Here is a 12,078-nt window from a genome sequence, read left to right on the forward strand (position 1 = left end):
TGGGACACGTACTGGCCGGGATCCTCCATCTTGGCGCCGACCCACACGCCCATCTTGTGGCCGTCGCCCGTCATCCACTTCTGCCAGGTGCGGCAGGTGCGCAGGCCGATGGGATAGTAGTAGTCCACCATATCGTCGTCCCAGTCGAAGCCGCCCGTGGCCAGCACGACGCCCTTTGCAGCGTTAACGCGCACATAGCCGTCGGGGCCCTTGGCCACGCAGCCGGTCACGCGCTTGGAGTTGTCGTCCTCCCAGCCCTCTTCGCGATCGAGCTGCTCGGCCGTCGTGCTGAACAGGAACTCCACGCCCAGTTCCACCGCGCGGTTGTAGACGGGAGTCAGCCAATCGGCATCCGAGAGGTCCTCGCGGCCCCACAGGCAAACGCCAGGCTTCTCGTTCTCGCCCACCTGGTGCTGCAACGCGTACATGTTCCAGTAGGAATCGTTGTAGATGCCGCCGGTCTTCTTCATATCCTCGGCGCCTTCGGTAACGGTATCGAAGTGCTTGTAGTAGCCGTAGTAGCCGCCCACGCGCACCGGGATGCCCGAGGCCTCGATGATGTCGGTCAGATAGTCGCCGGCTTCGCCCGATTCATCGAGCCACAGCTTGACGATTTCCTGCTTGGACGTGGCGTTGGCCCCGCCGAAGATATCCTTGACGATAGCGGCTTTCTCTTCCTCGGTGCACAGCACGCCAAGCTCCTTGAGCTTTTTCGTACCGAACCAGGAAAGACCGGTGGGACGGGTGGCACACGGGGCACTGCCCTTCTCCACGCAAACCACTTTGGCGCCCTTCTCGGCCGCAATGCAGGCCGCGGGCAAGCCGGAAATGCCAGCACCCACCACGAGCACGTCGCAATCCACGGTCTGCACGATTGCATCTTCGGCAATGGGCTCCGGCTTCGCCATGGATTTCGGCAGCGTCTGACCATTGAACTCGATAGTCTTAGAGGGGCTGGAGCCTGAGCCCGTAGCCGCCAATCCTTCCTCGCCAGCCTTCTTCGGCTCTGCAGGGGCGCAGCCAGCCATCCCTGCCGTCAAAGCACCAGCAGCCGTAACGCCCGCCATACCGAGGAACGACCTTCTCGACATCCCCTTTTCGTTGCTTGCCATAAGAACCCTCCTTAAGTTGACTCTCGGTTCGTCGCCCTAAAGCGTCGCTTGAGAGCATCATAGGCAGGAGGCTAATCCGCAGGTCATCGCATCTTCGAAGCACCTATCGGGTATTGCGATAGGAGCCTATCCACGTGCACCGTAGCGATTATTGCGATGCTATAATCGGATTGCCCGATAGATAGGCGGCTCTGGGAGGGGCTTCTTCATGAATCACCGGCAAATAGATTGCTTCATCGCCGTGGCTCAATGCGGCGGCTTCTCGGCGGCAGCCCGTCAGCTCTATCTCTCTCAATCAACGGTGAGCCAGCAAGTTATCTCTCTTGAGACCGAGCTGGGTTATCCGTTGTTCCTGCGCAAGGGACACTCCATCGAGCTCACGGCGGCAGGCAGCTACCTGTTGCAGCATTTTCTCGAACTCAGAGACGGCTATGAGGCGGCCGTGGCCACAGCTTCCACCATTGCCAAGGGCGGCGTGGCGCCGCTGCGCCTTGGATACGATGGGCCGCTCTCAAGCTTATGGCTGGGAAAGGCCCTCTTCCGCATTCCGAAGGAGCCCGGCAGCTTCCCCTTTTCGCTACGACGCGAGACGATGCCCCAGATATCGCTGCTTTTGCTGGAAGACCACATCGACGTGGCTGTTACTGCCAGCACCGAGCTGGACGGCAGCGAGGGCGTTCGTTTCCACCCTCTGGCCACCGCTGGCCCGTGCGTGTACTTCCCTCGCGGTCATAAGTTCTCGCGCATGAAGGCGGTCACCCTTGAAGATCTGCAGGGCGAAACGCTGCTGAGCGCCTACGGCGTGCCCACGACCCGCTTCCTCTCTGCCACAGGAACGCTTTTGGAAGCCCAGGGTATCGAGCTGCGCACGGCCACAAACTGTCGCGACGGGGACACAGCCTTCATGGCAGTGCGCGCCGGCATGGGCTTGTTTGTAGCCAGCCACCTCTGCGACGCCTATGCCGAGGCACTGGGCGTTGACTCAGTTGACCTGGACGCCAACCTGCCCTCCATCACCCTGGGCATCGCCTGGAAGCAGGACGACCCCCGCATCGATCAGCTCATAGCTGCCGCCGAGCAAGTTGTGGGACATTAGGCACATCTTCGTCACATTCGCAGGCAGAACCGTGCTCTTCCCTAGCGTGCCCATTGAGGCAAGACGACACAGAGAGTCGACAACATCCATCACCCCGTTCTGGGCGTTTGAGCTGAGCCGCTAGATCAGCCGACAGCGCTTACACCACCAGCTTGGGGAAGGCGATATCGAAGCGCGCGCCTCCTTCACCGTTATTGGCGGCGCGCAGAGTACCGCCCTGGGCGGACACCAGGGCCTGGGCCAGCGACAGCCCGATGCCAAAGCCAGCCGGCTGGCGCACATCTTCATCCACTGAGGGCGCCCCCTCGCTCCGGCCGCCGCGATAGAAGCGGTCGAAAATGTGCGGCAGATCGTCCGGTGCAATACCGGGGCCGGTGTCGGCCACCACGACCGTGGTGGCCAGAGCGTCCTCGCGAGCCGTTACCGTAACGGTACCGCCGGCAGGCGTGTGCTCCATGCAGTTCTTCACGATGTTCTCGAGGGCCTCGGCGGTCCAGGGAGCGTCGCCTTGGAAGGTGGCCGCCTCGTCGAGATCGAGCACGAGGGCCACGTCCCGCAGGTCCATGGCCGTTTCCAGCGGGGCCACGGCGCGGTGCACCACAGCGGCGGCATTGACGCAGCGGCGCTCCACGTGCATGGCGCCGGCATCGACCTTCGCAATTTTCAGCAAGGTGGTGACCAGCCAGGACACGCGCTCGATCATGATCTCGAGGCGACGCACGGCGCGCTTGCGCTCCAGCGAATCGTCGGCGCGCTCCACCACAGGCAGCATGAGCGTGACGGCCGTCAGCGGGGTGCGAATCTGGTGCGACACATCGGCGAGGGAGTCAGCGAGGGCGTTGCGCTCGGCCGCCAACGACTCGCTCGTGCGCGCCAGGCGCGCGGTCATCTTCCCCAACTCGTTGGCCAGTACGGCCACATCACCCTCGCGGCAGTTCGAGAAGTCGACGCGGCGGCCAGAATGGAGCACCTCGTCCACCTCATCGGCCAAGCGCCGAATTTGCCGATGACGATACAGGGAGACTCCTAGGAAAAAGGTCAGGGCAAGCGCGCCGGTAGCCAGCACCCAGACCTTCGCCTCCGCGGGAGCCGCCCACGCGACAAGCGCCACCAGGACCGCCAGCACCGCGCACTGGCGCACAAGCGTCGATGCCGAGCCCATGTCAGCCTCCCACCTTCAACAAGCATGAACGCTCCCGTCTGAACGGAGAGCGCCGAATCCCCCTCCTGCGAAACCGGCGAAAACGCGCCATAGAGCTACTCCCCCACCTTATAGCCCAAGCCGCGCACCGTCTGGATCAGACGCGGGTCCGAAGAGTCGTCCTCAACCTTCTCGCGCAGCCGTTTCACGTACACGTTGAGCGCGTTATCGGACACGTACTCGCCCGCCGTGTCCCAAATGGCGTCGCGCAGCATCTCGCGGGTGACCAGCTTGCCCTTGTGCTGCAGAAAGTAAAGCAGCAAGCGATACTCTAACGCCGAAAGAAAGACCTCGGCACCGGCCTTCGTGACCGCGGCCGAGGCCACATCGAGGCGCACATCGCCGGCCGTCAGGACATTGTCGGCAGGGCTGACGCGCCGGAGTGCCCCGCGGATGCGCGACACCAGCTCGCGGGCGCGGAAGGGCTTGGCAATGTAGTCGACCGCCCCCATGTCGAGGCCGGCCACGGTGGAATATTCGTCGTCGGAAGCCGTCAGAAAGATGACCGGCATATCGGGCGCCGCCTCGCGGGCGGCAGCGCACACGGCGAACCCGTTGCCCTGAGCCAGCGTCACGTCGAGCAGCGCAATGTCGAATGTCTCTCGTGCCAGAAGCTGGCAGGCGCCGTCCTGGGTTGCCACCGAACGCACCTCGAAACCTTCATCGGCCAGCAGCGCCGAAAGCGCCGCCACAATGGCATGATCGTCCTCCACCACCAGTACGCGCATGATCTCGCCTCTCTTCGTTCTCACTGCTCGTATTTTTCCATCATACTGAATAACGGCGCAGGCAAAAAGAAGCGGCCACGGATAAAATGCGTCGGCTTACGGAACCGTAATGAGCTGCCGAAAGCGAGAGCTTGCTTTTTGTGGCGTTTTTTTCGATCCGTTAGCGCTGTTTACCCGCTCGGACAGACCACCCTTTCTATGATTAACAGTGACCTGGGAAAACGAAGACCGTCACTGCAATGGCGGGCGCTGTTTTTCCTCGCAAGAGACCTACACGCCGAAGATCTGCTAACAGATCGCAATTTCTCGGTCGCGCAAGGACCTTAGGCTTCGATGGGCGCAACGTGCTGGGCCACTACCTCGACAATGCGACGGGCCACATCGCGCTTGGGCATAAGGGGCAGCAGGACCTCGTCGTTGGCCGTGACGAACCACACTTCATCGTCATCGGTGCCGAAGGCCACGCCGTCGCCCACCTGGTTGGCCACGATCATGTCGGCGTGCTTCTTTTCCAGCTTCGCGTGGGCGTTCATGAGCACGTCGTTGGTTTCGGCGGCGAAGCCCACCACGTACTGGCCCGGCCGCTTGCCCGCGGCCAGGGTAGCCAGAATATCGGGGTTTTCCGTCAGGGCCACGTTAGCGAGGGCCGCGTCGTCCCGTCCCTTCTTTAGCTTGCGGTCCGCAGGGTTTGCCGGACGCAAGTCAGCCACCGCGGCAGCGAAGATGGCGGCATCGGCCTGGGAGAACTCTTTCTCGCAGGCGGCCAGCATGTCGCGGGCCGTTTTCACGGGCACTACCTCCACACCCGCCGGCGCCGCCAGGGCCACCGGCCCCGACACCAGCACCACGCGCGCGCCTTGGGCCGCAGCTGCCTCGGCAATGGCGTAGCCCATCTTGCCCGAGGAGTAGTTGGAAATATAGCGCACCGAATCGATAGGCTCCACCGTGGGACCCGCCGTGATGAGCACGGTCTTGCCTGCCAGGGCACCCGCCGTGCAGGGGGCGTTGCCCTTAGGATAGCCCACGGGCGCCTGGGCGGCGGCAACGGCGGCGGCGTTCGGCACTGCGGCAGCTGCCTCGGCGCCTGCCGCCCATGCTAGAGCAGCGGAAACCGACGAGGCGGACGCCATCCCGGAAGCGGAAGCCGCCGCGTTCGAGGCCGCGACGGGAGAGGCACCACCAGACCCGGCGGCAGCGTCAGCGGCCGCAGCCTGTTCCTCCTGGGCCTGGGACAGCTGAGCCATGACCTGGGCGAACGGCAGCTCGCCGTGCTGCTCGCAGGCAAGACGCAGGGCGTCGACGCCCAAAGTGTCCGCCAGCACAGCCAAGGTGTGGCGCACCACTACCGCCGGATCAGCAAGGCGACCGCGCCCCACATCGCCGCAAGCCAAATACCCGGAATCGCCCTCGATAAAACGCACGCCGCGTCCGCGCAGAACGGCCATGTTCTGCTGCGTCGGCGCCGCCTCGTACATGTGCACGTTGGCGGCCGGCGCAATGACCAGCGGCGCGGTACAGGCCAGGGCCGTGGTGCTCAACAGGTCGTCGGCAATACCGCAGGCCACCTTCGCCATCACATTGGCGGTGCAGGGTGCGATGAGGAAGGTGTCGCACTCTTCGGCCAACGAGATATGGTGAATGGGGTCGGACGGATCGTCGAACAGCCCCACCGCCACCTTCTCGTGGGAAAGCGCGCGGAACGTCACCGGATCCACGAAATGAGTGGCGTGCTCGGTCATGACCACCTTCACGCGCATGCCTGCCTTCTGCAGCCCGCGCAGAATTTCGCAGGCCTTGTACGCGGCAATGCAACCGGTAATGCCCAGCAGCACGCAGGGACGTTCTTGCGACATAGTTCCTCCTAGCGTTCGTCTTCCGCCCATTATACGCAACTTAGGCAACGGAGCTCGCGAGGGCGCTCAGTACGAAGAGGCAACCGAATCGTTCCCCATTTTCCCCGCCCCGACGATCTTTCGCTTTAACCGACTAAAGTTAGGGGTATGCTGAAGGCGCTTACTGAAAGGAGCCGCCGTGTACAAGATTCATTGCCTGAACAACATCTCCCCCGTGGGCCTGGCCTGCCTGACTGACCAGTACGAGCTCACCGACAACATCGAGGAGGCGGACGCCATCCTCGTGCGCTCGGCCGATATGCACGAGATGGACATCCCTGCCAACCTGAAGGCCGTCGCCCGCGCCGGCGCCGGCGTGAACAATATTCCGCTGGACAAGTTCGCTGAAGCCGGCATTGCCGTGTTCAACACGCCCGGCGCCAACGCCAACGCGGTGAAAGAACTGGTGCTGGCCGGCCTTCTGCTGGCGAGCCGCGACATCATCGGCGGCGTGGCCTGGGTGCGCGACAACGCCGACGACGAGAACGTGGGCAAGTCGGCCGAGAAGGCGAAGAAGCAGTTCGCCGGCGGCGAGATTCTGGGCAAGACCCTGGGCGTCATCGGTCTGGGCGCCATCGGCCGTCAGGTGGCCCAAGCCGCCGAGGCCCTGGGCATGAAGGTCATCGGCTATGACCCGGCCCTGGACGGCATCACCGTTCACGAGCAGATCTCCCCCACGGTGGAGTTCACCGACGATCTGGCGCCCCTCTACGCTGCCAGCGACTTCATCACCATCCACGTGCCGGCGCTGCCCTCCACTAAGATGATGATCAACGGAGACGCCATCGCCCAGATGAAAGACGGCGTGGTGTTCCTGAACTTCTCCCGCGACACCTTGGTGGACGACGCCGCCATGGCCGCCGCCCTGGATTCCGGCAAGGTAACCGCCTATGTGACCGACTTCGCCAACCCGGCCGTGGTGAAGATGGAGCGCGCCATTGTCATCCCGCACCTGGGCGCCTCGACGGCCGAAGCCGAGGACAACTGCGCAAAGATGGCCGTGGCCGAGGTGATGGACTATCTGGAGAACGGCAAGAGGACCCACTGCGTTAACATGTAGCGCTCGGCGCGCCTCAAGCGACACGGTATTTCCTGGGCGGCCTTCGGGTCGCCCTTTTTGCGTCCTCCTACAGCGACGCCAGCGACCGCGCCCCTCCCGTAACGACGCCAGCGAAGTGCCCCTTTGCAACGACGCCTGCGTTCTCGCAGGAAGGCCAATCCGCTGGGGCTGCCGTCTGGGCTGCCGCCCTGTTCGCTCGCCCTCTAGACCGCCGGTCCGTTGGCGTGGTGCACGAAATCGGTGACCTGGGCCACAAACCGCCGCTGGATCTCGTCGGTGGCATCGGGGGCCGCCTCAGCCTCGCCGATGTAGTACAGCGTGGCGGTGAGCACCATGCCTACCAAGGCGACGGCCTCGAACATGGGGTCAATTTGAGGGCGCACGGTGCCCTCGCGCTGGCCGCGCTCAAGCTGGGCGCGCAAAATGGCCAGCAGGCGCTCTTGGTGCTCATGGATGGCCTCGGTCCACGGGCGCCCCGTGCGCCAGAGCTCGGACACGAAGAAGCGTCCGAACGCCGCGTTCTGGAAAATGAAGGCGGCGAAGGACTCAATCATGCCCACCAGGGCCGCCGTAGCGGTGGGGGCCTCATCGGCAATGGCCTGAAACGAGGTACTCACCTCGTCGATACCCTCGACAAGAATGCACTCGGCAATATCGGCTTTGCTGGTGAAGTGGTAGTAGGCCACGCCCTTGGAAACGCCGGCCGCTTCCACAATGTGATCGACCGTGGCCGCCGTATAGCCGCGCTCGGCAATGACCTTCAGGGCCGCATCCAGCAGCTCGCGGCGCGTGGCATCGGCCTTGCTGGTTTTCCTCTTATGCGCCACGGGCAGGCCCCTTTTCCTTTCGCTCGGTCCTTGATGAGAACAAAATTATACCGCTCTCCCCTGCCTGCGCTCTTCCTGATCGAATACTCATCAATTTGCCCATATCATGACCTATTAACTTAGTGTAAATAACCATAAATCGCCAGTTCGCCACCTATTTTTCGCTATTTTGCCGCCAAGGGGTTTTCCTTTTGACAACTCTTGCTACAATCGCCCCTACCTACCCTCGATACAAGGCGAAAGGCTTTCATCGTGGCAGCGAAAATTATCAAGTTTCCCACCGATCCCTCTCGGGGAACGAACGGGACTCCCCGCGACGAGGAGGATGCCCGTTCGTACCTGAACGTCATCATCGAGCTCGTCGACACGGAGCCCTCGCTGCTGCGCAACGCCTCAGTGCGACCCGACGACTCGCTCGCCGACCTGCACCGCGTTATCACCGAGCTTTTTGGCTGGAACGATGCGCACAACTACTTTTTCAGCCAAGGGTCCTGTCGCTACGAAGACCCTTCCCTCTTTATCAGCCAAGATCGGCTCAGCGCGCGATGCCGCAAAATCTACTGCGCCGACGAGGTTCCCGTAGGGCGCGTGCTCGAACAGGCGGACAAGCCGCTCTTCTACGCCTACAACCTGGTCAATCCCTGGGAACTAAGAATTCACTTGGACGGCCGTGCCGTCTTTGAATCGGTAGCCCAAGAAGGGTGAACCTTAAGGGGCACCGAATGCCCCGCCCGGCGAAACGCGCACTGCCCCGCCATGGAAGGCGTGGCCTGGTGCACTACAAATGCCCGAATGCGCAGGCCAAGGCGATAGGCCTTCGATTTGACAGCGGCCCCGCGAGCCCGCAACACCGCCTTCATGGCTTCTTTGTCTTCCACATACACATGGCACCAGTAGGATTGGCAGTGCTCGGGCGCCGCAGCCTCGTCGGGCCGCCGCACCACGTCGAAGGCCGCCCCCTCGATGCGCTCAAGCACCGCCCAGGCCTCGTCGGCTTCCTCGAACGCAAGACAGAAGGCCTTCTTGAGCGTGTCGAGACGAAGGGTGTCGTCCTCGATGCGTCGCACAGCCGCCGCCGAGGCCGTCGTCGCCGCGGGAGGCGCCTCTTCGCCCCAGAACTCGGGAAAGGCGTGGCGCTGCCGCATATCCCATTTCGCCGGCAGAATGCGCAGCTCATCGAAGCTCATGCCCTCTTGGTGCAGGGCGAAGACGAGCAGCTGCTGACGGGCATCGAACTCGGTGCGCACCACCGGATCGTCAAGGTACACCCCGAACACGATGCGATCCTTATGCTTGTCGGGACCCGTGCGCAAACGCTCGTCTTTCGCTACGTACATGCCGTTGGTATGGGCAAGCACCAGCTGGGCAGCCGCGGGGTTGTCGCGCCAGGTGCGCTGTACAGCCGTGCGGTAGCGCTCTTTGATCTGCTGGATGCGCATCATCTTGGCGGCCTCGGGACCGAGCGACCCTAAGAACTGCCGGGAAAGCGACGAGAGACGTTCCATGCGGCCCCCTAGGTCAGATCACCGGAATCGTCGAGGGATATCGGCGATTCCTCAAGAGGGACGGGCAGGTTGAGCAGCGCTGCGAAGAAGTCCTTCGTGCGAGCCGCCACTTCGCGCACACTGTAGTGAAGCTGGTTGTCGTAGGCACCCTTGTCGGTGGCCACGCCCCACGCCTCCATGCCCAGGCAATTGGCCGCGAAAAGCGCCCGGTAGAGATGATAGGCCTGAGTAGCGACGATAATGCGATCGGCGCCGAACAAATTTCGCGCCCGGTACAGGGACTCGTAGGTGGTGTTGCCCGCGTGGTCCACGTACACGTCCTCGCTCGGCACCCCCAGGGCCACGCAGTAGGCCTTCATGGCGTCGGATTCGTTGTAATGGGACGTGCGATTGTCGCCGCTGCAGATGATGGCCTTAGCGGCTCCGGCCTTGTACAAATCAACGGCCACTTCCAGACGGTCGGCCAGAATGTCGCTGGGAGTACCGTCGGGATAGACGCTAGCCCCCAGCACGAGCACGGCATCGGCGGGCGCGCCGGCCAAGTCGTCGGCAGCGGAGGACACCGTGCGCACCTGGTCGCGGGTGGTGGCCACTGTGGCAATGTTGGCGACTGCCACAATGGCGACGACGATCGCCAGGGCGGCAGCCAGGGCCAGTGCTGCGCGCCGCAAACCTCTTCGCGCTTTTGCCTGCGCCGCCATGCCACCTCCCTGGACCGTGAAAAAACCGAGCGTTCACTATAGCAAAGAGCGCTGCTGCCGCCGTCGCCGCCGTTCGAGCTTTCAAACGAAGACCACGGTACGTTCACCTTGGGGAGGGAGCGCTCCGGCACGTCGCCCCCCTCTCAGCCTGCAAACTCAAATTGCACTTCCCTTGCATTCGGGAAAGAAAACCAGCGGCGAACTTGATATACTAACGGGAATGCTGATGACGCCCTGTCATCGCGGTGCCATCTGGTCTTTGCCGAAGGAACACGCCATGTATCACAGCCTCGTTCGTCTCCTCCTTGTCGGACTGCCCGACGAGGCGCGCTGCGCCATTGAAGATGCCGCCCCCCTTGAGGCGTTCACTCACGAGGTTATTGCCACCGACGTGCCCGACGCCAGCGCTGCGGCAGCGGCCCATCTCATCATTGCCGACGGCAGCGGCGGCAATGCCCGCGCCCTTGTCGAGGCGCTCGTGCCGGCCAAGGGCCCTGACACCGACCTGGTCCTCATCGCCGGTCACGACCAGGTGCCCGAGCTCACCGATCTCCTCGAGCACCTGTACGACTTGTGGACGGCCCCCCTGTCCACGCCCGAGCTGCTCTTCCACTTCCGCAGCTGGCAGAAGGCCCGCAAGCGCTTCGCCGATGCCTGGGAAACCCACCAGTACCTGGAGGCCACCATCAACTCCATTCCGTCGCTGGTGTGGTACAAATCCGACGACGGCATCCATCACAAGGTCAACGATGCCTTCTGCGCTACAGTCAACAAGACCAAAGAGCAAGTCCAGGGCCGCGGCCACGCCTATATCTGGGACGTCGAGGCCGACGACCCGGCCTGCATCGAGTCGGAGCGCCAAGTGATGGAAAGCCGCTCCACCATCGTGTCCGAGGAAACCGTCCAAACGAACGACGGCACGCGCCTGCTCACCACCTACAAATCGCCGCTGTACAACATTGACGGCACGGTCATGGGCACCGTGGGCGTGGGCATCGATGTCACCCAAGAGCGCGCCTACGAGAACGAAATTGTCGAGAAGAACCGCACCCTGGAGGCCATCTTCACCTCCATGGAGGGCGGCGTCATCACCCACTCCATCGACGGCAGCCGCGTGCTGGGCGTCAACAAGGCAGCCCTGGACATTTTGGGCTACCAATCAGAGGACGAGTTGCTGGACAGCGGCTTCGACATGATTGCCGCGTCGGTGCTGCCCGAGGACGCCGTCGCCCTGCGCGAGAGCATTGCCACTCTCAAGCACGTGGGCGACTCCGTGAGCACCGAGTACCGCGTGCGCCACAGCAACGGCGACATCGTTCACGTCATGGGCAACGTCAAACTGGTGGAAAACGACGGCGAGCTTATGTACCAGCGCTTTTTGCTGGACTACACCGACAAGAAACTCGAGGAAGTGCAGAAGGAGCGCCACCAGCGCGACCTCATCCAGGCGCTTTCCGAGGACTACCTGCTCGTCTGCTCGTTCAATTTGGATGCGGGCACCGGCGTGCCCCTGCGCGTGTCCCACGAGAAGGAGCGCCATCTTGACGAGCTTTTCGCCGGCGACCTGGCCATGGCCGACTGCCTGGCCGCCTATATCGACCAGGGCGTGCACGAGGAGGACGCCGCCATGCTGCGCGCGGCGCTTTCCGCCGACAACCTGCGGGAAGAGCTGGCCGACACCAAGCGCATGAGCGTGAACTACCGCATTCGGCGCGGCGACGCCGTAGAGTACTGCCAGGCCACCATCGTGCGCACCGGCGACTGGCAGGACAGCCACGATGTGGTCCTGGGCTTCCGCAGCGTCGACCAGCAAACGCGCGACGAGATGAAGAAGAAAGCACTGCTGGAAGACGCCCTCACCCAGGCTAACAAGGCCAGCGCCGCCAAGAGCGCCTTCCTGTCGAACATGTCCCACGACATTCGCACGCCCATGAACGCCATCGTGGGCTTCACCAC

11 protein-coding genes are annotated in these 12,078 nt (G+C 63.2%); 4 read left to right on the top strand and 7 right to left on the bottom strand.

Annotation, left to right across the window (positions count from 1 at the left end; all coding sequences use genetic code 11):
* On the bottom strand, positions 1-1,112 hold a 1,112-nt coding region (locus QZ307_RS07050), incomplete at its 3' end, for an FAD-dependent oxidoreductase (protein ID WP_295997780.1).
* A 208-nt stretch (positions 1,113-1,320) separates the two neighbouring features.
* On the opposite strand from QZ307_RS07050, the gene QZ307_RS07055 reads away from it, so the two are divergent.
* Complete coding sequence (locus tag QZ307_RS07055) at positions 1,321-2,208, top strand: LysR family transcriptional regulator (RefSeq protein WP_295997781.1); 888 nt, start codon at positions 1,321-1,323, stop codon at positions 2,206-2,208.
* 139 nt (positions 2,209-2,347) lie between these two features.
* Here QZ307_RS07055 and QZ307_RS07060 read toward each other — a convergent pair whose 3' ends face one another.
* From QZ307_RS07060 to QZ307_RS07070, 3 genes are all read right to left on the bottom strand, one after another.
* Positions 2,348-3,370: a HAMP domain-containing sensor histidine kinase gene (locus tag QZ307_RS07060; RefSeq protein ID WP_295997783.1), complete on the bottom strand. Its 1,023-nt coding sequence runs from the start codon at positions 3,368-3,370 to the stop codon at positions 2,348-2,350.
* Positions 3,371-3,465: 95 nt separating this feature from the next.
* Positions 3,466-4,161, bottom strand: a complete 696-nt coding sequence (locus QZ307_RS07065; RefSeq protein WP_295997785.1) for a response regulator transcription factor — start codon at positions 4,159-4,161, stop codon at positions 3,466-3,468.
* 299 nt (positions 4,162-4,460) lie between these two features.
* Positions 4,461-5,990 (bottom strand): bifunctional phosphopantothenoylcysteine decarboxylase/phosphopantothenate synthase, encoded by a 1,530-nt coding sequence (locus QZ307_RS07070; RefSeq protein WP_295997786.1) that lies wholly within the window; start codon positions 5,988-5,990, stop codon positions 4,461-4,463.
* A 178-nt stretch (positions 5,991-6,168) separates the two neighbouring features.
* Here QZ307_RS07070 and QZ307_RS07075 point away from each other — a divergent pair, with 178 nt between their 5' ends.
* Complete coding sequence (locus QZ307_RS07075; RefSeq protein ID WP_295997788.1) at positions 6,169-7,089, top strand: 3-phosphoglycerate dehydrogenase; 921 nt, start codon at positions 6,169-6,171, stop codon at positions 7,087-7,089.
* 203 nt (positions 7,090-7,292) lie between these two features.
* On the opposite strand, the gene QZ307_RS07080 is transcribed toward QZ307_RS07075, so the two are convergent.
* Entirely contained in the window at positions 7,293-7,916 is a 624-nt protein-coding gene (locus QZ307_RS07080; RefSeq protein WP_295997790.1) for a TetR/AcrR family transcriptional regulator, read from the bottom strand.
* Positions 7,917-8,168: 252 nt separating this feature from the next.
* On the opposite strand from QZ307_RS07080, the gene QZ307_RS07085 reads away from it, so the two are divergent.
* Positions 8,169-8,621, top strand: a complete 453-nt coding sequence (locus QZ307_RS07085; RefSeq protein ID WP_295997792.1) for a hypothetical protein — start codon at positions 8,169-8,171, stop codon at positions 8,619-8,621.
* On the opposite strand, the gene QZ307_RS07090 is transcribed toward QZ307_RS07085, so the two are convergent.
* A complete protein-coding gene (locus tag QZ307_RS07090; protein WP_295997793.1) occupies positions 8,573-9,421 on the bottom strand; it encodes a hypothetical protein in 849 nt (282 codons plus the stop codon). The two genes, QZ307_RS07085 and QZ307_RS07090, sit on opposite strands and share 49 nt — an antisense overlap.
* Before the next feature lie 8 nt (positions 9,422-9,429).
* Entirely contained in the window at positions 9,430-10,122 is a 693-nt protein-coding gene (locus QZ307_RS07095) for an ElyC/SanA/YdcF family protein (protein ID WP_295997796.1), read from the bottom strand.
* A gap of 277 nt (positions 10,123-10,399) precedes the next feature.
* On the opposite strand from QZ307_RS07095, the gene QZ307_RS07100 reads away from it, so the two are divergent.
* Positions 10,400-12,078, top strand: a 1,679-nt coding sequence (locus tag QZ307_RS07100; protein ID WP_295997798.1) for a PAS domain S-box protein, incomplete at its 3' end; no start/stop codon positions are given.

It is taken from the genome of uncultured Adlercreutzia sp. (genome assembly GCA_910585575.1).
GTDB lineage: Bacteria > Actinomycetota > Coriobacteriia > Coriobacteriales > Eggerthellaceae > Adlercreutzia.

Bases quoted from the DNA above. Each gene is read 5' to 3' on its own strand.
- QZ307_RS07055 (WP_295997781.1), top strand. From the start codon at position 1,321: ATGAATCACCGGCAAATAGATTGCTTCATCGCCGTGGCTCAATGCGGC.
- QZ307_RS07060 (WP_295997783.1), bottom strand. From the start codon at position 3,370: ATGGGCTCGGCATCGACGCTTGTGCGCCAGTGCGCGGTGCTGGCGGTC.
- QZ307_RS07070 (WP_295997786.1), bottom strand. From the start codon at position 5,990: ATGTCGCAAGAACGTCCCTGCGTGCTGCTGGGCATTACCGGTTGCATT.
- QZ307_RS07090 (WP_295997793.1), bottom strand. From the start codon at position 9,421: ATGGAACGTCTCTCGTCGCTTTCCCGGCAGTTCTTAGGGTCGCTCGGT.
- QZ307_RS07095 (WP_295997796.1), bottom strand. From the start codon at position 10,122: ATGGCGGCGCAGGCAAAAGCGCGAAGAGGTTTGCGGCGCGCAGCACTG.